At 65.5% G+C, this 18,942-nt stretch carries 21 protein-coding genes and 2 pseudogenes; 11 read left to right on the forward strand and 12 right to left on the reverse strand.

All coding sequences use genetic code 11. The features are described from left to right. Positions 1-60: 60 nt before the first annotated feature. The 9 genes from NHN26_RS12305 to atpD are packed head-to-tail and all read right to left on the reverse strand — an operon-like array spanning position 61 to position 6,447. Positions 61-903, reverse strand: a complete 843-nt coding sequence (locus tag NHN26_RS12305; protein ID WP_253089704.1) for a F0F1 ATP synthase subunit gamma — start codon at positions 901-903, stop codon at positions 61-63. Further along, a complete protein-coding gene (locus NHN26_RS12310; protein WP_253089705.1) occupies positions 896-2,410 on the reverse strand; it encodes a F0F1 ATP synthase subunit alpha in 1,515 nt (504 codons plus the stop codon). Before NHN26_RS12310 ends, NHN26_RS12305 begins: the two co-directional genes overlap by 8 nt. After that, entirely contained in the window at positions 2,400-3,149 is a 750-nt protein-coding gene (locus NHN26_RS12315; protein ID WP_253089706.1) for a F0F1 ATP synthase subunit B, read from the reverse strand. Before NHN26_RS12315 ends, NHN26_RS12310 begins: the two co-directional genes overlap by 11 nt. Continuing rightward, positions 3,146-3,391, reverse strand: coding sequence for a F0F1 ATP synthase subunit C (locus tag NHN26_RS12320; RefSeq protein ID WP_253089707.1), 246 nt, complete (start codon positions 3,389-3,391; stop codon positions 3,146-3,148). Before NHN26_RS12320 ends, NHN26_RS12315 begins: the two co-directional genes overlap by 4 nt. Then, positions 3,392-4,084 (reverse strand): F0F1 ATP synthase subunit A, encoded by a 693-nt coding sequence (locus tag NHN26_RS12325; protein WP_253089708.1) that lies wholly within the window; start codon positions 4,082-4,084, stop codon positions 3,392-3,394. Beyond that, positions 4,084-4,350, reverse strand: coding sequence for an N-ATPase subunit AtpR (locus NHN26_RS12330; protein WP_132696360.1), 267 nt, complete (start codon positions 4,348-4,350; stop codon positions 4,084-4,086). The genes NHN26_RS12325 and NHN26_RS12330 overlap by 1 nt, the downstream gene beginning before the upstream one ends. Next, positions 4,347-4,628, reverse strand: a complete 282-nt coding sequence (locus NHN26_RS12335) for an AtpZ/AtpI family protein (protein WP_132696359.1) — start codon at positions 4,626-4,628, stop codon at positions 4,347-4,349. Before NHN26_RS12335 ends, NHN26_RS12330 begins: the two co-directional genes overlap by 4 nt. Beyond that, the gene (locus NHN26_RS12340; RefSeq protein WP_243642097.1) at positions 4,625-5,044 is read right to left on the reverse strand and encodes a F0F1 ATP synthase subunit epsilon; all 420 of its coding nucleotides are present in this window, start codon (positions 5,042-5,044) and stop codon (positions 4,625-4,627) included. The genes NHN26_RS12335 and NHN26_RS12340 overlap by 4 nt, the downstream gene beginning before the upstream one ends. Further along, entirely contained in the window at positions 5,041-6,447 is a 1,407-nt protein-coding gene (atpD, locus tag NHN26_RS12345; protein WP_253089709.1) for a F0F1 ATP synthase subunit beta, read from the reverse strand. Before atpD ends, NHN26_RS12340 begins: the two co-directional genes overlap by 4 nt. A 180-nt stretch (positions 6,448-6,627) precedes the next feature. On the opposite strand from atpD, the gene NHN26_RS12350 reads away from it, so the two are divergent. The 8 genes and pseudogenes from NHN26_RS12350 to NHN26_RS17595 all read left to right on the forward strand — a co-directional run. Next, positions 6,628-7,023, forward strand: a complete 396-nt coding sequence (locus NHN26_RS12350) for a cupin domain-containing protein (protein ID WP_253089710.1) — start codon at positions 6,628-6,630, stop codon at positions 7,021-7,023. A 64-nt stretch (positions 7,024-7,087) separates the two neighbouring features. Next, complete coding sequence (locus tag NHN26_RS12355; protein WP_253089711.1) at positions 7,088-8,134, forward strand: alpha/beta hydrolase; 1,047 nt, start codon at positions 7,088-7,090, stop codon at positions 8,132-8,134. Positions 8,135-8,198: 64 nt separating this feature from the next. After that, positions 8,199-9,329 carry a hypothetical protein gene (locus NHN26_RS12360; protein WP_253089712.1) on the forward strand — a complete coding sequence of 377 codons (1,131 nt, stop codon included), beginning with the start codon at positions 8,199-8,201 and terminating at the stop codon, positions 9,327-9,329. Positions 9,330-9,331: 2 nt separating this feature from the next. Continuing rightward, complete coding sequence (locus tag NHN26_RS12365; RefSeq protein WP_253089713.1) at positions 9,332-10,426, forward strand: Acg family FMN-binding oxidoreductase; 1,095 nt, start codon at positions 9,332-9,334, stop codon at positions 10,424-10,426. A gap of 2 nt (positions 10,427-10,428) precedes the next feature. Beyond that, the gene (locus NHN26_RS12370) at positions 10,429-11,073 is read left to right on the forward strand and encodes a DUF6064 family protein (RefSeq protein ID WP_253089714.1); all 645 of its coding nucleotides are present in this window, start codon (positions 10,429-10,431) and stop codon (positions 11,071-11,073) included. After that, positions 11,070-11,903, forward strand: coding sequence for a CPBP family intramembrane glutamic endopeptidase (locus NHN26_RS12375; protein WP_253089715.1), 834 nt, complete (start codon positions 11,070-11,072; stop codon positions 11,901-11,903). Before NHN26_RS12370 ends, NHN26_RS12375 begins: the two co-directional genes overlap by 4 nt. Next, positions 11,900-12,874, forward strand: a complete 975-nt coding sequence (locus NHN26_RS12380; protein ID WP_253089716.1) for a M23 family metallopeptidase — start codon at positions 11,900-11,902, stop codon at positions 12,872-12,874. The genes NHN26_RS12375 and NHN26_RS12380 overlap by 4 nt, the downstream gene beginning before the upstream one ends. Positions 12,875-12,879: 5 nt before the next feature. Then, positions 12,880-13,638, forward strand: a pseudogene (locus NHN26_RS17595) (DUF6920 family protein); the annotation flags it as partial. A 168-nt stretch (positions 13,639-13,806) separates the two neighbouring features. Here the strand turns inward: NHN26_RS17595 and NHN26_RS12385 are convergent. From NHN26_RS12385 to NHN26_RS12395, 3 genes are read right to left on the reverse strand one after another with little or no spacing between them, the layout of a single operon-like run. Then, complete coding sequence (locus tag NHN26_RS12385; protein WP_253089717.1) at positions 13,807-14,484, reverse strand: ABC transporter ATP-binding protein; 678 nt, start codon at positions 14,482-14,484, stop codon at positions 13,807-13,809. Continuing rightward, positions 14,481-15,686, reverse strand: coding sequence for an ABC transporter permease (locus tag NHN26_RS12390; RefSeq protein ID WP_253089718.1), 1,206 nt, complete (start codon positions 15,684-15,686; stop codon positions 14,481-14,483). Before NHN26_RS12390 ends, NHN26_RS12385 begins: the two co-directional genes overlap by 4 nt. Further along, positions 15,686-16,636, reverse strand: coding sequence for an efflux RND transporter periplasmic adaptor subunit (locus NHN26_RS12395; RefSeq protein ID WP_253089719.1), 951 nt, complete (start codon positions 16,634-16,636; stop codon positions 15,686-15,688). Before NHN26_RS12395 ends, NHN26_RS12390 begins: the two co-directional genes overlap by 1 nt. Before the next feature lie 393 nt (positions 16,637-17,029). Here NHN26_RS12395 and NHN26_RS12400 point away from each other — a divergent pair, with 393 nt between their 5' ends. The 3 genes and pseudogenes from NHN26_RS12400 to NHN26_RS12410 form a co-directional block, all read left to right on the forward strand. After that, positions 17,030-17,974, forward strand: coding sequence for a DnaJ C-terminal domain-containing protein (locus tag NHN26_RS12400; protein ID WP_253089720.1), 945 nt, complete (start codon positions 17,030-17,032; stop codon positions 17,972-17,974). After that, entirely contained in the window at positions 17,971-18,318 is a 348-nt protein-coding gene (locus NHN26_RS12405; protein ID WP_253089721.1) for a hypothetical protein, read from the forward strand. The genes NHN26_RS12400 and NHN26_RS12405 overlap by 4 nt, the downstream gene beginning before the upstream one ends. A gap of 271 nt (positions 18,319-18,589) precedes the next feature. After that, positions 18,590-18,832, forward strand: a pseudogene (locus tag NHN26_RS12410) (hypothetical protein); the annotation flags it as partial. Between the last annotated feature and the right edge of the window lie 110 nt (positions 18,833-18,942).

An 18,942-nucleotide genomic window follows, 5' to 3' on the forward strand; every position in this document is an offset into this window, starting at 1 on the left:
CCGGAAGTGAAGTGTCGGGATCAGGGTAGCCGGGATGAGGCCGGGATGTGCTGACGCAGGTTAGGTGTGGACACTCTGAACCGCGCTGCGCCCTTGGCGGCCCGCCATCGCCCCAGACGCGATCTCGATGATCTCGGCGGTGATCGCTTCTTGCCGCTCTCTGCGTGCAAGGGCCTCCAGGACACCCAACTCATCCTCAATCTGGCGGGATGCGGCGGACATGGCGGCCATCCGCGCCTCGTTCTCTGCGACGAAAGCATGGAGTGCGGCACGGGTCAGTGCGGCGTGAAGTTGGTCCAGTGCCAGCGCGGTAGCAAGATCGGCGGCAGGCAGGTTGGTCAGCGGTGCGGCCCGAGGTGCGGCGTCTTTCGCGGGCGGCAGCGGGAACAAGGCGCTGCGCTCAACCGCCGCCTGTCCATGGTTCCAGATCGCATGAACCACGGACACCGGGCGCAGGTCGCCGTCTGCGAGCACCGCCCCCAGCACCCGGTCCGCGAACTTCGGCAGGCTGGCAGAGCGGGACGGCATCGCGGCCGACCATACGGGAAGGGTCCCCCGTGCCGCCGCAATCGCCGTCCCGCGATTTCCGATCAGGAACAGATCGGTGCCTTCCGGGATCGCGCCAACGGCGTCCAGCACACGCTCCGAGAATCCGCCGACGAACCCCTGTTCGGCGCAGAACACCAAAAGCGCCGGACGGGCCGTCAGATCAGGTTCTTCCTGCGGCATCCCCGCCAGGCCCTGCGACAATGCCGCGTCCAGCGTGGCGGCATAGTCGTCCACGGCCGCGATCTGGGCGCGGGCGGTGCGGGCGCGGGCACCGGCAATACCTGTCATCGCGCGCACGACGCTGCCCAGTTGGCGGATGCCGTCAATCCGGGCAGAGAGGTCGGCGTCAGACATCGGTGGTGGCCTGTGAAATGGCCAGCTTGCTCAGAACCGCCAGCAGCGCGGCCTCGTCAGCCGTCTCCAGTTTCCCCGTTGTCTCGATCTTGCGCAGCACGTCAGCGGCTCCTGCTTCCAGAGACTTGGCCAGTTCATCGCGAAATCTGGCGAGCTGATCGGGCGCCAGCGCGTCCAGCAGCCCCTCCTGCACCGCCAGCACCAGCGCCACCTCTTCGCCCAGCCGCATCGGCGTATGCTGGTTCTGGCGCAGCACCGCGCGCAGCCGCGCCCCGCGCGTCAGCTTTGCCTGCACCCGCGGCTCGATGGTGCCGCCGAAGCGGGTGAACACCTCCATCTCCAGAAACTGCGCATAGTCCAGCCGCAGGGATTTCGCCGCATCGCGCAGCGCGGGGGCCTGCGTCTTGCCGCCCACGCGACTGACCGACACGCCCACATCGACAGCGGGTTTCTGGCCTTCTTGGAACAGCCGCGCATCCAGCACGATCTGCCCGTCGGTGATCGAGATGAGGTTGGTCGGGATATAGGCCGACAGGTTCCCCGCCTCGGTCTGCGCAATCGGCAGCGCCGTGAGCGACCCACTGCCTTTGGCTACTGACAGCTTGGCTGCGCGTTCCAGCAGGCGGGCGTGGACGTAAAACACATCGCCCGGATAGGCCTCGCGCCCCGGTGACTGGCGGGTCAGCAGCGCAATCTCGCGGTGGGTGGCGGCGTGTTTGCTCAGATCGTCGATCACGATCAGGGCATGCTGGCCCTTGTCGCGGAAATGCTCGGCCATCGTCATGCCGGCAAAGGGGGCGATCCATTGCAGGCCGGGCGGGGTGGCGGGCCCGGCCACCACGACGATGCAACGGTCGAACGCAGCATGGGTCTGCAACGCATCGACGGCGCGGCGCACGGCCGACGTCTTCTGCCCCACAGCAACATAGATGCAGATCATGTCGGTGTCGCGCTGCGCGATGATCGTATCAATCGCCAGCGTCGTCTTGCCCGTCGCCGGATCGCCGATGATCAACTCGCGCTGGCCCCTACCCAACGCGAACAGCGTATCGACCACCAGCACCCCGGTTTGCACCGGATTGACGACCAGGTCGCGCTCGATGATGCCGGGGGCGTCGCGTTCGACCGGCAAGGTCGCGTCGGCGGTGATCGACCCCTTGCCATCCAGCGGGCGACCCAGCGGATCGACGATGCGCCCCAAAAGGCCGGCCCCCACTGGCACACGCACCACATCGCCCGTGCCGTGGACGGCGTCCCCTGCTTGCAGGGCGTGGGCGGCATCCAGCAGCACACAGCCGATCCGGTCGGGTTCCAGAACCTGCGCAAAGCCAAAAGGCCCGGTGTCAAAGCGCAGCAATTCATCGAGCCGCACGTCCGGCAGGCCTGAAATCATCGCAACACCGTCGGCAATCTCCTCGACCCGACCCCGGTGTTCGGCGAGGGGGCCGAGTGCGGTGGACCTGACGCGGGCGGCGGCGTCTTTTAGCCAGAGCGCATCATGCGGCATCAGAAAGATCGCCCTTTTCGCCAAGGGCCGCGGCGATGCGGTCCAGATCGGCGCGCCACGAATTCCGCAAGCTGAAATGCGGCGCGTGAAGTTCATGCCCCGCAATCAGCGCCGGTTCGGTGCGGAAGGTCAGCTTGGCAGGGGTGCCAAGGGCGTTTGTGATTGCTGCGGCAATCCGGTCCTGGACCGGGCTGTCCTGATCGGCGGCACTCACGAGCTCCAACTCCACACCCGCCAGCGCCGTGCGCTCGGTATCGGACAGCGCCGCAAGACCCTCCACCAGCCAGCGCAGAAACGCCGCATCGGTCGCCGGGCCGTCGAGCCGCGCAGCAAGTTGACCGGCAATGGTCAGCGCCAGGCCCTGGGCCTCGTCCATCGCGTTCGTCTTCAGAGTCTCGGCGGCGCGGACGCGGGCGGCCTTGGCGGTGGCGTACAGGGCTTCGGCTTCGGCCCGCGCTTCGGCCAGCAAGGTTTCTCGGGCGGCCTCTGCATCCTTGCGGGCCGTGGCCAGCATCGCGTCACGCTCGGTGGCAAGCCCCGCCCTTGTGGCGGCAATCTTGTCCAGTTCAGCCTCGGCCTCGGCCTGTTTTGCCTTTGCCTCGTCCAGCAGGGTCGCAACGGTTGCCTGCCGCGCGGCGATCATCGCAGCCACTGGTTTCCAGAAGAACCGGTGCAGCAACCAGATCAGGACAAGGACATTGACCGCCTGAAAGCCAAGGGTCCAGTAGTCGAACGTCATGGCATCATCGGGTTGGCGAACAGCAGCAACAGCGCGATGACAAGGCAGTAGATGGCCGTCGTCTCGATCATCGCCAGACCTACGAACAGCGTGCGCGAGATGGTGTTGGCGGCCTCGGGCTGGCGAGCGATGGCCTCCATCGCGGCGGCGACCGCGCGGCCTTCGGCCAAGGCCGGGCCAAGCGCGCCGAAGGACACCGCGAAGGCGGCGCAAAAGATGCTGACTAAGGGAACATATTCCATTCAGGACTCCTTGTTGTGGGGTTTGCCCTTCTCGACGGCGGATGTGATGAACACCATCGACAGCACGGCAAAGATGTAGGCCTGCACGGCGCCTGTCAGCAGATCGAGCACCATCAGCGGGATTGGCACCAACAGGGCGGCCAAGGATCCGACGATGGCGATTACGAACACCCCGCTCATCACATTGCCGAACAGGCGCACGAACATCGAAAAGCTGCGGGTGATGCTTTCGAGCATGTTGAGCGGGATCATCACGGGGTTGGGCAGGGCAAAGCCGCGCAGAAAGCCGCCCACGCCGCCGCCCCGGATGCCGAAGAAGATGATCGACAGGAACACGATGGCGGCCAGCGCGGCCGGCGTTTCCATCGTGGCGGTGGGCGGTGTGACGCCGGGGATGAGCGAGGACCAGTTGGCGATCAGGATGAACATGAAGAGCGTGCCGACAAAGGCGCGGTAAGGCGCCGGCGCGGCTCCGGTCACATCGCGGATCTGCTGATCGACGGTGCCGACCAGCAATTCCGCCGTCGCCTGCGCCCTTGACGGGACCATTGTCAGGCGGCGAGTCAGCAAGGCCGCGCCCAATACCAGCATCGCCATGATCGCCCATGTCACCACCACCGACGCCATGATCGGCACAGCGAACGATTCTGGCCCCACCATGAACAGCGGGAATGTTTCCAGCGGGCTGTCCATCACACCGCCCTCCGCATCATGGCAAAGCGCCCAATCAGCAGTCCAAGTGCGGCTGCCAGCAACGGCCCGGCCCCCTGCATCGCCGCGATGACAAGCACCCCGCCAAGCCCGGCCATCCGCAACAGCACAAGCGCCACACCGAACCATGGGCCGCCGCGCCGCCGCGACAGCATGAGATCGGCGCTGTGCCGCACCATGCGGAAGTAGATCAGGCCGATCAGCACCCCACCCGCCAGCCACAGCGTCAGGATCAACAGACCGCTCATGCGCTGCCCATCCAGCGCCAGGCGAACCAGCCACCAAGCACAAGCCCGACCATCAGCAGCGGTGCCGTCCAGAACAGCCCCGTATCGAACCGCCCGTCCAGCCAGCGACCCAGAGCAATCCCGCCCAGCATCGGCGCCACGATGATCCAGCCCAACACGCCGATCTGCGCCAGCCGCCGACCGACCGATGCCTCTCCGTCACGCGCCCATGCCGCACGCCTTGCCTGATGGGTGCGCACTTCGCGGATCAGGGGATCGTCGTCTTCGGGGTCGCTCATACACCCGCCCCCCGTGGTTTCGGCTGCAAGCGGGCCAGCATCTGCCGCATCGCGCTCAGGTGCAGGCGGGTGGTTTCCACATGCTCGACCCGTTCCTCGTCCATCTCGGCGCGGAACCGGGCCAGCACCTCGCGGTCGAGCGTTGCCAGATCGTCGCCCGTCACCGCCTCGCGTGTGGCGATGGCGACCTGGCCCGCGTTCACTGTCAGCGCCCCGCCGCGGACGGCGCAAAACCGGGCCGCACCGTCTGGCGCCGTCCACGAGACGACCGACACCGCAAGCCGGGTCAGGAAATCGGCATGGCCCGGCAGGATGCCAAAGCTGCCGCTGGCATCCATGGCGCGCAGGCTGCCGGCCGGCTGATCCACGATGATCGCCAGCGGGGTCATTATGCGCAGGGATATGGAGCGGGTCATGCGGCGGCCGTTTCTTTCGCACGCACGTCTGCAAAACGGCCAACCATGTAAAGAGATGCCTCGGCCCACTGATCCGCCTCGCCGTCCAGAATGGCGCGGCATCCGGCGAGTGTGTCAGCGCGCGTGACGGACTGGCCCGGTGTGCCGGTAAATGCCTCGGTCACGGCAAAGGGTTGGCTCAGGAAACGTTGCAGGCGCCGCGCACGCGTGACGATGCGCTTGTCGGCGCTGCCCAGCTCCTCGACGCCTAGAAGCGAGATGATGTCCTGCAATTCGGCAAACCGTGCCAGCATCTCGCGCACCTCGCTGGCAATCCGGTAGTGGTCATCGCCCACCACGGCCGGATCGAGCAGTGTGGAAGAGGATGCCAGCGGATCAATCGCCGGGTAGAAGCCTTGCCCCGCCAGCGCGCGGCTCAGCACGATCACGCAATCCATGTGGCCCGAAATCGTCGTCACTGCCGGATCGGTGAAATCGTCGGCCGGGACATAAACCGCTTGAATCGACGTCACCGCCGCGCCTGCGACCGAGGCGATGCGTTCCTGCAATCCCGCCACCTCGGAGGCCAGCGTCGGCTGATACCCGACGCGCGAGGGCAACCGGCCCAGCAGGCTGGATACCTCGGCCCCCGCCTGAACAAAGCGGAACACGTTGTCCATGAGCAGCAAAACGTTCTGGTGCTTTGTATCGCGAAAGTATTCCGAGATGGTCAGCGCGGTCAGTGGCGCGCGCCACCTTGCCCCCGGCGGTTCGTTCATCTGGCCGTAGACCAGCACCGTACGGGGCAGAACGCCCGACTCCGACATCTCGGTCAGCAACTCGTGCCCCTCGCGCGACCGCTCGCCGATGCCCGCAAAGACCGAGATGCCCTCATATTTCTCGACCATGGCGTGGATCAGTTCCATCACCAGAACCGTCTTGCCCACGCCCGCACCGCCGAACATCGCCGCCTTGCCGCCCTGCGCCATGGGCGTCAGCAGGTCGATCACCTTGATGCCGGTCTCGAACACCTCGGTCGTGGTGCTTTGCGCAGACAGCGGCGGCGGGGCGGCATGGATCGACCGGCGCGGCGTGTCCTCGGGCAGCGCCTCACCCAGATCGCGAAGGCCACCCGTCACATCGAGAAGTCGGCCCAGCACCGCGGCCCCCACCGGCACGGTGATCGGTGCACCGGATGCGCGCACGGGCACGCCACGCGCCAAGCCCGCCGTTGCATGCAAAGCGACCGCGCGCAGGGTCGTTAGGTCAAGATGGCTCTGCACCTCCAGCATCAGCGGGCCGGGGCGGTCCCATTCGACCAGCAGCGCCTCGTTGAGCGCTGGCAGCGTGCCCGAATCGTAACGCACATCGACCACCGCGCCGCGCACGGCATGGACCCGCCCTGCGGGTGTCGCCTTGGGCATCGGGTCTCCTTTCGGGGTCGTGACTCACGCCGCATCGGGCGTTTGACCCGATTGTGATCGAGTGGACCGGTCCCTGCACTGATGTGTATCAGGGACGGAGCAGACAATTGCGCGTTGACTGCCCTTGAGTTGGCGTCCGATCGGACGCCGCCAGATGCAGCCATGGAAAGGGAGACCGCGATGAAGGGCTATGTTGCCGATATCGAGAAGCTGACCGAGAAGAACGAGGATTTCCGGCATGTTCTCTACACCGGCGCGCATCTGCAACTGGTGTTGATGGCGCTGAAACCCGGGCAGGACATCGGGACCGAGACGCACGCGACCCATGACCAGTTCTTTCGCATCGAAAAAGGCAAGGGTGCCATCGTGATCGACGGCGTGACCCACAAGGTCAAGGACGGCGATTGCGTCATCGTGCCCGCCGGCGCGGTCCACAACCTGACCAATACCGGCGACAAGCCCCTGCATCTCTACACGCTCTATGGTCCGCCCGAACACATGGATCGTCTGGTCCAGCACAAGAAGGCCGAGGCCGAGGCTTCGCATGAGGCCTTCGATGGCGTGGCAACCGAGTAGCCGTCGCAGGCTTCTGATTGGCAGCGCAGCGGCTCTTGGCGCTGCGCTTGTCGGGACTGGTGGATTGTTGCGGGCCCTGAGCCCCGGTGAGCCGGCGCGGCTGTTGGGTGAGGCCGGGCAGCGGATCGCAGGGAGTTTGTCTGAACGGGTTTTTGCCCCGATCAACGGCATCCGTCAGGGGATGATCATCCAAAGCAGGGATACGTCCAATCCCGTGCTGTTGTTCCTGCACGGCGGACCGGGCGTGCCCGAGTTCTTTCTGAACACCACCCATCCCACGGGACTCGAGAATGACTTCACCGTGGTCTGGTGGGAACAGCGCGGTGCGGGCCTGTCATTCTCAGCCGATATCCCGCCACAGAGCATGACTGTCGCGCAAATGATCGCGGACACGGTCGCGGTGGCAGACTATCTGCGCGTCCGCTTCCAACAGGACAAGATCTACCTTCTTGGTCATTCCTGGGGCAGCTTTCTGGGCATTCAGGTCGCAGCGGCGGCCCCAGAGCGGTTTCATGCCTATATCGGCATGGGACAGGTATCCCATCAACTGCAATCAGAGGTCGCGGCCCACGCGTTCTTGCTGGAGCAATACCGCGCGCTGGGTGACACCGTGATGGTGCGCAGGCTGGAGGCGGCCCCCGTCAGCGTGACTGACGGCCTGTCGAATGCCTGGCTGCGAGCGCGGGACGATGCGATGCACGGGCTCGGCGTCGGCACGACGCGCGACACGAGATCGGTCATCTCCGGGGTGTTCATTCCCGTGTGGCGCTGCCGGGCCTATACCATCCGAGAAAAGATCGCGATCTGGCGTGGCCTCGCGTGGTCCAGACGTTTCCTATGGGATGAATTCATCGCAACGGACCTAACGACACGGATCCACCGGCTTGATCTGCCGGTGTACTTCTTTGCCGGCGCGCATGACCTGACAGCAAATCACGACCTGTCGCGCATGTACTTCGACCAGAGCGATGCCCCGGTGAAGGGGTTCTACACATTCGATGCATCGGCCCACAGTCCGCTGTTCGAAGAGCCGCTGCGCGCCCGCGAGATCCTGAGACAGGACGTGTTGTTCAATCGCGTCCGGTTGGCGGACGGGCCGGCAGGGGACTGACGCAGGTTGCGACCGGCTGAAGGCTTCCGCGTTACGGTGACTACTACTCCAAAAGGACTCAGTCATGTTGCGATCCCTGATTCTTGCCTCTTGCCTTCTGACGGGTCCGGTACTTGCCGACACCTCTTTGCTGACCATCGCGCAGGACCGATACGAGGCAGGCGCCAACCTGCGGTTCGACGGACCACCGGGGCAGAACCTGTTCATGGCGGGCAATCGCGTGGTCGTGGCGGTCCCCGTTGGGGGATCTGCGCATTTGGCCGGACGGCGCGTGACGGTCGAGGGGGCGGTGGCGGGCGATCTGTTCGCGGCAGGCTACCGGGTCGAGGTCACCGGAGCGGTGGGTGGCGATGCCACTGCCATCGGCTATGAGGTGATCACAGGGTCCATTACAGGCAACCTGCGTGCCACTGGGTCCGAGATCACGGTGGGGTCTGTCGGAGGCTATGCGCTGATCATCGGGGCCGATGTCAGCCTGAACGGCACGATTGCGGGCGATGCCGTGCTGGTGGCGGATGACATCACCTTCGGCCCCGAATCCACGGTTGCTGGGGCGCTGACGATCTATGCCGATGATCCCGCGCGCGTCAGCGTCCCTGATGGTGTCGCCCCGGCGGCGCGGGTCACCATCGAGCGGCGGGCGAACTATGACCGAGCGAACTGGTCAAGAATGGCGCCGCCGAGGCCCTCGCTGTGGCAGATCGTCGGCGGGTTTCTGGTCGGTGTCCTGATCTCGGGCCTGATCCTGGCCATGGTGATCGCCATCGCGCCCAAAGCGGTGCAAAGCTGGCGGGAACTGGCGCTGGCGCATCCAGGCCGGGCGATCTGGTCGGGGTTTCTCGTGTCCTCGGCGCTGGCAGGATCGGGCTTTGTGCTGATGCTGACCATCATCGGCGTGTTCCTGCTGCCGGTCATGCTGATCGTCACCGCCGTGGCGATCTTCGCGGGCTATGCGCTGGGATCCTATGTGCTGGGCGTCGGGCTGTGGCTGGCGGCGGGGCGGGCGATGCCAGACGGGATCGCGGGGAAGTTCGGGCTTGCTTGTCTTGGCGCCTTCCTTGCCGGCCTGGCCTGGCTGGTGCCGGTGGCGGGCTGGTTCTTCGTCCTGGGCCTGACAATGCTGGGGATCGGCACGCTTGCGGCTTTCGTTCTGCCGAGCGGCATGTTGCTACGACGTAGTGAGGCGGCGACATGACGATGGGTCGCAGACGCCTGCTGACTGGCGGCGGGGCGGTGTTGGGGGGTCTGGGCGCTGCGGGCTGGTTGGGATGGCGCGGCATGGGGTCGTCGGCGGAGATGGCGGCCCTTGTTACCCGTCAGCGGCAGACCCTGCCCCTCCCGGCATCCAGCCGCGATCTGATCCGCTATGCGACGCTCGCCGCGAACGGGCACAATACGCAGCCCTGGCTGTTCCGTTCGGATGCGCGCGGCATCGACATCCTGCCCGACGTCACGCGCCGCACCCCCGTCGTGGACCCCGACGATCACCACATCTTCGCAAGCCTCGGATGCGCGGCGGAGAATCTCGCACTGGCCGCTGGCGCGCGCGGGCAAGCAGGCGAGATTGGGTTCGATCCCGAAGGCGGCGGCAGGGTGCGCGTCGATCTTGGCACGGCTCAGGGCGGGAATACGGCCCTTTTCGACGCGATCCCGCTGCGGCAATCCACGCGGTCCGACTATGACGGCAGCGCGGTGAGTGCCGCCGATCTGTCGCAGCTTGCGATGTCAGCAGCGGTTCCAGGCGTCGATCTGATCCTGATCTCCGAGCGGGCGCAGATCGACCAACTGCGCGATCTCGTGATCGCGGGCAATACCGCGCAGATGGCCGACCCGGCCTTCGTGACGGAACTCATGCACTGGCTGCGGTTCAATCCGGCAGCGGCGATGACAACCGGCGATGGCCTCTACAGCGTCGCCAGCGGCAACCCAGCTCTCCCGGATTGGCTGGGGCCACGCCTCTTTGACATGGTGTTCACCGCGCAGGCGGAGAACGAGAAATACGCCCGCCAGATCGCTTCCTCCTCCGGGGTCGCGGTGTTTGTCGCAGCACAAGCCAACCCCGAACACTGGGTGCAGGCCGGTCGCGCCTGCCAGCGGTTTTCCTTGCAGGCGACCACGCTGGGATTGAAGACCACATACATCAACCAGCCCGTCGAAGTACCGGGTCTGCGGGCCGACCTCGCCGCACTGGTCGGTCTGCCGGGGCGCAGACCCGACATCGTGATGCGGTTCGGCCGCGCGGCCGCGATGCCGATGTCGGCGCGCAGGCCCGTTGAAGCGGTCATGGTGTGACCATGCCCTTCGCCATCGACGAGTTCCTGGCCGTCTTTGCTGCCTACAATGCGGCGATCTGGCCGTTTCAGATCGTCGCCTATGGGCTGGGGCTTGTCGTGGCCTTCGCACTTGTCGTGCAGAGCCGTGCGCTGATGCGGCTGGGGTTTGCGGGCCTGGCAGTGCTTTGGGCAGTCAACGGCGTCGGCTATCACCTGATCTTCTTTGCGCCGATCAATCCGGTTGCGCCGGTGTTTGCAGCGTTTTTCGTCCTTCAGGCCGTGCTGTTGCTGGCCAGTGCAATCCAACCCGGCGACCTGCGCCTGCGCCGAAGGTGGGGCTTTCGGTTCGTCGCGGGTCTGATGACGATTGTCTATGCGCTGGCGATCTATCCGGTCCTTGGACTGTGGGCGGGAAATGGATTGATGGCTGGCCCGATGTTCGGCGTGGCGCCATGCCCGACGACGATCTTCACGATCGGAATACTGATGATCGCCCATGGGCGCTGGGTCGTCTGGCTGTCCACCATCCCGATCCTGTGGTCACTCATCGGACTGTCCGCCGCAGTTCAGCTTGGCATCCCGGAGGATCTGGGAATGCCCATCGCAGGAGCCCTGCTTGCAGCACTTCTGGCGGCTGCCTTCTGGCAGGGTCGAGCGACACGATGATCGCCGCGACGCCTCATGCAACTGCGCAACGGCACCCGCAAGCTGCAATCTGGACCTTTGTTGCGCTGACCTTCGGATGGACATGGGGGTTATGGGCCGCCGTCTCGCTGATTGGCCCCTCAGCGCCGCGCCTGAGCGGGGCGCTGTTTCTGGCGTCAGCCTTCGGTCCGGGCGTGGCGGCTTTCGTCACGGTCCTGGGCTTCCACGGCAAGGCAGGCTTTGCGCACTGGCTCAGACGGTGCCTGCGCTGGCGGCTTGGATGGGGATGGTATGCGCTTGCGGTGGTTGCCGCTCCGCTGGCGATGGGGACAGCGCTCGGGCTGAATGCGATTTCAGGCGGCACCACACCCCCGATGCCCGTTCAGGGTCCGGCCCTGATCATCATCACGCAACTCGCTCTGATCACGGTTTTCGGCGGCCCACTGGGCGAGGAATTCGGCTGGCGCGGCTACGCGCTGCCTGCTCTGACGGAGCTCTGGGGCTGGCGATGGGCGGCGATCCTGATCGGCGCTGTCTGGGGGCTCTGGCACCTGCCATTGTTCTGGATGCCCGGCACGGTGCAGGCCGAGCTGCCGATGGGGCTGTTTCTGGCGAGCACTGTCGCGCTGTCGGTGGTCTTTGCGCGACTGTCCGTGAACACGCAGTTCAGCGTCCTGCCCGCAATCCTGCTGCACGGGGTGATCAACTGGTCTTCACTGGTGCTGCCGGTCATGCCGGCGGGCGGCGATGCCCGCCCCTACACCATCGTCATGGGGCTCGTGATGCTGCTCGCTGTTGCGGTGATGCTGAAACCTGGCCCACATCCAGCTGCGGCGGGAAATCCGCCATGATTGTCATCTACGTCCTGCAAACACTTCTGCCCCTGACGCTGGTCCTCTGGATGGCGCTTCTGCCGCCGCGCAACCTGGTCGGCTTCTGGCTGTTGTCTGTTGCCGCAGCGCTCCTGATCCTGATGGTCGCGTTGCAGGGCGTATGGGTGTTTCCGCCATGGTGGGTGCCATATCTGCTGGCCCTGTCGCTCGTTGCCGCCGTGACGTTGCACCTCATCCGGGCGCGGGGCAGACCCGTCTTGCCCACCAGCGGTCTCGGATACCTGCCAGTCGCGATGACTGTCGTGATCGCCGGATATTCCGGCGCCCAATCATGGACAGCGATTTCGGCGCGTCAGATCCCCCAAGGGCAAGCGATCGACCTTGGCTGGCCACTGGCGCCCGGGATCTATCTTGTCGCCAACGGCGGCGCATCACCGTCAATTAACGCGCATGCGGCGCTGATCGACCCCTCGCATCCCCTGCACGCAGGGTTTGGTGGCAGCGGCTACGGCGTCGATCTTGTCGCCGTCAATCGCTGGGGGTTTCGTACCAGAGGCATTCAGCCTTCGGAACCCGCGGCCTATGCCATTTTCGGTACACCCGTTCTTGCGCCCTGCGCGGGCGAGGTCGTGGTGGCAGAGGGCGACCGCCCCGACATGCCTGTGCCCATGGTCGACGATGGTTATCCGGCCGGGAGCCATATCCTTCTGCGCTGCGCCAGCATCGACATCCTGCTGGGTCACTTCCGGCAGGGCAGCGTGCGGGTCTCGACGGGCGATAGCATCGCTCTGGGTCAGCAAATCGCAGAGGTCGGCAATTCAGGCGAAACCGGCGAGCCGCATCTGCACATTCACGCCCAGCTTCCGGGCACGACGGAGCGGCCATTCTCGGGCACCCCGGTTCCCATCCGCCTTGAGGGGCGCTTTCTGGTCCGCAACGACATCGTGGACATCACCGTGCCACCGCACTCGCCCAGCCTGGAAAGGTGACACGAATGGACATTCTGAAATGGACCGCCGCTGCGTTGATCCTGGTCGCAATCCTCTACGGCGGCCTCGTGGCCTTTGGTGCGTGGCGCTGGAAGGAGGCGACAAAGGTGCTTGTCGCGCGGCTGGACGCGGCGGACTTTACGAATGGCCCCCTGCGCTACGATGCCCGCGATATTGCCGATCTTCCCGCCCCGGTCAGGCGATACTTCGAGCAGGTTCTGACAGACGGCCAGCCGATGGTCAGATCGGTCGATCTTGAACTGGGCGGCATGTTCAACTTGAGCCTTGATGCACCACAATGGAAGCCGTTCACCTCCACGCAGCATGTCGTTGCCAACCGCCCGGGCTTTGTCTGGAGCGGGCGGATTTCGATGTTTCCCGGCGTCCCCGTGCGCGTGCATGATGCCTATGTGGCGGGGACAGGTGTGCTCCGCCCCGCGCTGTTCGGGCTTTTTTCGCTGGGAACGGTTGAGGGCGATGGAGAAATCGCGCGGGGCGAGCTGATGCGCTGGCTGGCGGAAAGCGTGTGGTATCCGACCGTCCTGCTGCCCGGACAAGGCGTCACCTGGCAACCCGTGGATGAGGCGTCGGCGCAGGCCACACTGATCGACGGGTCGATCACGCTGACCATGCTGTTCCGCTTTGGCGAGGATGGGCTGGTGTCAGGCATCCGTGTCGAGGAGCGCGGCGCGCTGGTGGGGGGAGAAACCGTCATGATGCCGTGGGAAGGCCGATTCCGGGACTACCGCCTTCAGGATGGGATGATGGTCCCCTTTTTTCGGCGAGGTGGCATGGATCACACCGCAGGGCGAGCGGCCGTATTTTCGGGGGACGGTCGCGCGGGTCGCCTATCGATTTGCGCAATAACAGACCGGAACGCTCCGAGAGCGCTTCGCTGGGTATTGGCCATGCCCCTGACAGCGCGCGACCGGTCACCCAGTAACAACACCGTCGCCCACCACGATCTGCCGCCGGCAAAGGCCCGCGATCTTTTCGTCGTGAGTCGAGATCAGAAAGGTCGTGCCCTCGTCGCGGTTGATCTCGGCGATCAGGTCCATGACCTGCATGGCCGAGGCGCGGTCGAGGTTTCCGGTGGGCTCGTCTGCCAGCACCAGTTCGGGCCGGTTCATCAGCGCACGTGCCACCGCGACGCGCTGTTTCTGCCCGCCTGACAGATTGGCCGAGGGGAAGTCGATCCGTGCTTCCAGTCCCATGCGCGTCAGCAGTTCGCGCCCGCGTTGCAGGGCGGCCGGGGTCTCGCGCCCTATCCGCACGGCGGTGGGGAACACCACGTTTTCCAGCGCGGTGAAATCGGGCAACAGGTTGTGGAACTGAAAGACAAAACCGATGTGCAGGTTGCGAAATTCGGTCAGGGCGCGGTCATTGGCGGCCACCAGATCCTGCCCCAGCATGGCGTGGCGGCCCGATGTCGGCTTCATCAGCGTGCCGAGGATCGTCAGCAGCGTGCTTTTGCCCGACCCTGACGGCCCCAGCAGCGCCGCCATCTCGCCCACATCCAGCGTCAGCGACAGGCCGCGCAGAACGCGGGTTTCTGCCTCGCCGGTCCCGAAGGTTTTGACCAGATCCGACACCTCCAGCAGCGCGGTCATTGGCCGATCGCCGTGACCGGATCGACCCGCGCCGCCGCCCGTGCGGGCAGGATCGAGGCCAGGATCGCGCCGATCACCGTCAGCGTGATCGCGAGGCCATAGGAGCCTTGGGTGATGTCCATCGGCAGGGTGCCGACCTCGAACGCGTCGCGCGAGGGAAAGGGCAGCAGGGCCAGATACCCCAGCGCCGCGCCGGACAGCCCGCCCATCAGCCCGATCAGCGCGCCCTGGGTCACGAACACGAAGATCACGAACCCGCGCCCCGCCCCCATCGCGCGCATGATCCCGATTTCCGGGCGACGGCGGTAGGTGGACAGCAGGAGCGCCGAGGCCACACCGATCACGATGGTGATCAGCGCAAAGGATTTGAGGAAATACCCGGTCTGGGCCTGCGCGTTCAGCGCCTCCATCAGCTGTTCCGCGCCGTCGGTCCAGGGCACGGCATCCAGCCCCGTCAGCGCCCGGATGCGCAGGGCCGTGGCGTCGGCGGCGTTCAGGTCGGCCAGCTTGATCTCGATCCGTGTGACGCCCTGCGGCAACGCAAAGAGTGTTCGCGCGGTGGACAGGCTCACATAGGTGCTGCTGGCGTCGATCATGCCATTGCCGGTGCTATAGATGCCGCTCAGCGTCAGCACTGCGGAAACCCCACTCGAGGATTGCAGCCGCAGAGTCTGGCCCAGTCGGAGCGACAGATCGTCGGCCAGGGTCTCGCCCAGCACGATCAACCCCGCACCCAGACGGGCCGAGCCTTGGGTCATGTAGCCGTCCAGGTTGAGGATCGCGGATTCGCGACCCGGCTCCAGCCCGGTCACCGACACCTGCGCCACCTGTGCCCCTCTTGTCAGGAACCCTGCACCGGTGATCTGGGGCGAGACGGCGATGACCCCCGGTACGGTCTCAATGAGAGGGACAAAGGTTGCGGCCTCGGCCAGCGTTGCGGTGCGGGCGCGGCCGCGTTCGATGACGGCAAGGATCATGCCATCGGGGCTGATCAGGATGGCTGGGTCGCGGTCCTCGGCCGTTATGGTGACATGGCTGATGTCGCCCACGGTGCGCGACAGGATGAACTCCGCCAGCCCGCCGATCAGCGCCGACATGAAGATGAAGATGAAGACCCCCACCGCGACCCCCAGCACCAGAAGGGCCGTCTGCGCCTTGCTAGCGGTCAGATAGCGGGTGGCGATCTTGAGCGCATAGAGCATCAGGGTGCCCCCACGCGCACCGCTTGCCCGCCGGTGATCCCGGTCGCGTCCAGGATCAGCACCTCGCCCGGGGCCAGTCCGGCGGTCACGATCAGCCGCGCGGCGGGCCAGTCGATCACCGATACGGGGCGGCGTTGCGCGGTCCCATCGGTGATCACGAAGACCGCGTCGCCCGCCTCGGTCGTCTGGATCGCCGCGCGCGGCACGGTGATCGCTGCATCAGGGCTGTCCACGATGATGTTGATCGTGACCGTCAGGCCGACCGGGGCAAGCACCGGCGCGTCGAAGCCGAGTTCGACCGCAAGGCCCCCGGTCGCCGCATCGACCCGCTGCGACACACGCGCGACACGGCCATCGCGCCGGGCCGTCTCACCGGCCAGTTGCATCACTGCGGGCAGGTCCGTGTGTATCTGGGTGGCGTAGGCCTCGTCGACATCCGTCCGGGCGACCAGTTGCTCAAGGTCGGCGATCGTCATCAACAGGGTCGAAGGGTCAATGCTTTGCCCAGGCTCGACATTCAGCGCCAGAATCGTGCCGGTCATGGGCGCGCGGATGGTGTGGCTGTCAAGCTGCACCCGCGCCTGATCGACCAGTGCGGTGGTCCGCGCCACTTCTTGTTCTGCCGATTGAAGGGCTCGGGTGGCAGCATCGAGCGATGAACGCGCGACATTCTCGCCAAGTGCCTCGGTCCGTGCAAGAGTGTCCCTTGCCTGCGCCTCGGCCACAAGTGCAGCGTCGAGTCCCGCCACGGCCTGCCGCACCATGGCTTGTTGAGCAGCGGCGTCGATCCGGGCCAGGTCTTCGCCCCTTTCCACGCTGTCACCCTCGGTCACTGGCACATCCGCGAGCGTGCCGCCGACCAGCGCACGCACATCGATCGTATGGAGAGCGGCAATCCTGCCGTTGACAGCCAGAACCCGTGTTGCGGGGGCGAGGGCAGCAGTTTCCACTGCAACGGCAAGCGGCCCGGTTGCCCACGGTTGGAAATAGAGGCCCAAACCCGCGGCCCCGGCAAGGACACCGCCAATGGCCCAGGTCCAGACGCGCCGCGATGGCCGGCGGACGGGAGCCGCAGGTTGCGGACGCACTGCTGGCAAACGGGGCTCACCGGCCCTGGTGGACGCGACGGCGACCTTGTCTGAAGGGTCGGATCCCTTTTGTCGTTCCGGCGTTTCCATCTGCCTCTCCAAGCCCGCGAACAGCCCGGATGGGACGGAAGACGGTTGATTGGATCATGATATCAGCTCGGTTTTTGCCATGTGCTGATCTGCATCAAGGCCCGCACCGACAGCCCCATGCGATGTGTGAGGCTGGTGGTCCTGCCGGGAAGGGAAGGCTGACGAATGACTGTCGATCCTTACGAGACGCTCGGCCTGACCAAATCCGCCACACCGGATGACATCAAGAAGGCGTACCGCAAGCTGGTGCGCACCAGCCATCCTGACCTGCACCCCGACGACGCCGGGGCGGAGGCGCGGTTCAAGGCCATCGCTGCCGCCCATGACCTGCTGAAGGATCCCGAAACCCGTGCCCGTTTCGACGCGGGCGAGATCGATGGGGCGGGGGCTGAACGGCCGCAGCGCCAATATTATCGCGATTTCGCCGAGGCCGGAGGAAATCCGTACCAGCAACGGCGCGGGTTTGAGAGCCACGTTGATCCGGCTGACATTTTTGCGGAAATCCTGCGCCAGCGAACACGACAGGGCAGCGATGATTTCAGCGGCCGCGGGTATTCCGCGCCCGGCCCTGATCTTCGATATGCGCTCGAAGTGCCCTTTCTCGACGCCGCGCGCGGGGGTGAGATGCGCATCACCCTGCCGGACGGCGCCAGTCTGGCGGTGCGGATCCCGCAAGGGGCACATGACGGTCAGACCCTGCGCCTTCGCGGCAAGGGTGGGCCAGGCTTTGGGGGTGGTGCTCCGGGCGACGCGCTGATCACGCTGTCCATCGGCCAGCATCCCGTCTTCCGGCGCGAGGGCGACGATATCTTCGTCACCCTGCCCATTACAATCGACGAAGCCATTCTTGGAGGGAAGGTCACGGCGCCGACTATCTCCGGACCTGTCAATCTGACGATCCCGAAAGGCGCAAGTTCCGGCCGGGTTCTGCGCCTGCGCGGACGCGGCGTATCGCATCCGGGGGGAAAGACCGCTGGCGATCAGCTTGTGGAACTGAAGATCGTGTCACCGCCGGAGATCGACGGATCTTTGCACGATTTCCTGACCGAATGGCGCAAGTCTCATGCACACAACCCGCGTATCGATCTGCTGAACGAGGCCGCATCATGACCGACCATCTGACTGAGGACGAAGTGCTTGCCGCCATTCCGTCGCTGACGCGCACCCGGCTGGTCGCCTTCGTCGAGTCCGACTTGATCATTCCCCTGCGCAGAGAAAGCGCGGGCGTGTCGATCCATGTCTTTCGCCGGATCGACTGTGCCCGCCTGCACTTGCTTTGCGATCTGACAGAAGGTCTTGAACTCGACGAAACGGCGCTCGGCGTCGTCATCACCCTGATCGATCAACTCCACGCCACACGCCAGGACCTTCTGGCCATTGCCCGTGCCGTGGATGGTGAACCACCCGATGTGCGTGCCCGGATCGGATCGGCTATCGTCGGATTTCAGGGGTGATACTGGACCAATGTTCGTGATCTCAGCCTGAGCGCTCACTTCACCAACCTGACCATCTTTTCAGCAGCGATGGTCGAGACGGTCCAAGTTCCTTCAATGGCCTAACGCCCCGCGACAGCCCGACATGGGCGGCGTACTGGCGCTCGCTCATGCCCTGCATCGACGGCTCCGTTTATCGTTCCGATTCATGTGCTTATCGAGTTGATAAGCCTCGCGGACAGAGGGAACGTGTCTCCAGAAGGACGATGCAACTCACCACGGAGCCACCACGATGACCACCCGCCTGAGCCCGATCACCACCCCGCGCCACGAACTCCGCGCCGAGAAGGCGCGCCGGAACAAGGAAGCCGCGCTGAACGCCTTCATCGGCAAGAAGGCGGAGATCGACGAGATGCTCGCCCGCCTGCAGGCGCTCAGCGACGACCACTTCAACGCCCACCCCGACGAAGTGAACTGGGGCCACGTCGGCACCCTCGGACACTACGCCAGCCTCCTCAAGCGCATCACCGACTCCGAACGCCTCGGCGCGCACGATGAAATCCGAGGGCCGTGCCGCCCTCTGCAGGCTGGCCTTGCCATCCTCTACCCGGACGGCACGAAGTTCGTAGTGATGGGCGTGACCGG

It is taken from the genome of Rhodovulum tesquicola (assembly GCF_024128855.1).
Lineage (GTDB): Bacteria > Pseudomonadota > Alphaproteobacteria > Rhodobacterales > Rhodobacteraceae > Rhodovulum > Rhodovulum tesquicola.

Bases quoted from the DNA above. Each gene is read 5' to 3' on its own strand.
- NHN26_RS12305 (WP_253089704.1), bottom strand. From the start codon at position 903: ATGTCTGACGCCGACCTCTCTGCCCGGATTGACGGCATCCGCCAACTG.
- NHN26_RS12310 (WP_253089705.1), bottom strand. From the start codon at position 2,410: ATGCCGCATGATGCGCTCTGGCTAAAAGACGCCGCCGCCCGCGTCAGG.
- NHN26_RS12315 (WP_253089706.1), bottom strand. From the start codon at position 3,149: ATGACGTTCGACTACTGGACCCTTGGCTTTCAGGCGGTCAATGTCCTT.
- NHN26_RS12320 (WP_253089707.1), bottom strand. From the start codon at position 3,391: ATGGAATATGTTCCCTTAGTCAGCATCTTTTGCGCCGCCTTCGCGGTG.
- NHN26_RS12325 (WP_253089708.1), bottom strand. From the start codon at position 4,084: ATGGACAGCCCGCTGGAAACATTCCCGCTGTTCATGGTGGGGCCAGAA.
- NHN26_RS12330 (WP_132696360.1), bottom strand. From the start codon at position 4,350: ATGAGCGGTCTGTTGATCCTGACGCTGTGGCTGGCGGGTGGGGTGCTG.
- NHN26_RS12335 (WP_132696359.1), bottom strand. From the start codon at position 4,628: ATGAGCGACCCCGAAGACGACGATCCCCTGATCCGCGAAGTGCGCACC.
- NHN26_RS12340 (WP_243642097.1), bottom strand. From the start codon at position 5,044: ATGACCCGCTCCATATCCCTGCGCATAATGACCCCGCTGGCGATCATC.
- atpD (WP_253089709.1), bottom strand. From the start codon at position 6,447: ATGCCCAAGGCGACACCCGCAGGGCGGGTCCATGCCGTGCGCGGCGCG.
- NHN26_RS12350 (WP_253089710.1), top strand. From the start codon at position 6,628: ATGAAGGGCTATGTTGCCGATATCGAGAAGCTGACCGAGAAGAACGAG.
- NHN26_RS12360 (WP_253089712.1), top strand. From the start codon at position 8,199: ATGTTGCGATCCCTGATTCTTGCCTCTTGCCTTCTGACGGGTCCGGTA.
- NHN26_RS12365 (WP_253089713.1), top strand. From the start codon at position 9,332: ATGGGTCGCAGACGCCTGCTGACTGGCGGCGGGGCGGTGTTGGGGGGT.
- NHN26_RS12370 (WP_253089714.1), top strand. From the start codon at position 10,429: ATGCCCTTCGCCATCGACGAGTTCCTGGCCGTCTTTGCTGCCTACAAT.
- NHN26_RS12375 (WP_253089715.1), top strand. From the start codon at position 11,070: ATGATCGCCGCGACGCCTCATGCAACTGCGCAACGGCACCCGCAAGCT.
- NHN26_RS12380 (WP_253089716.1), top strand. From the start codon at position 11,900: ATGATTGTCATCTACGTCCTGCAAACACTTCTGCCCCTGACGCTGGTC.
- NHN26_RS12385 (WP_253089717.1), bottom strand. From the start codon at position 14,484: ATGACCGCGCTGCTGGAGGTGTCGGATCTGGTCAAAACCTTCGGGACC.
- NHN26_RS12390 (WP_253089718.1), bottom strand. From the start codon at position 15,686: ATGCTCTATGCGCTCAAGATCGCCACCCGCTATCTGACCGCTAGCAAG.
- NHN26_RS12400 (WP_253089720.1), top strand. From the start codon at position 17,030: ATGACTGTCGATCCTTACGAGACGCTCGGCCTGACCAAATCCGCCACA.
- NHN26_RS12405 (WP_253089721.1), top strand. From the start codon at position 17,971: ATGACCGACCATCTGACTGAGGACGAAGTGCTTGCCGCCATTCCGTCG.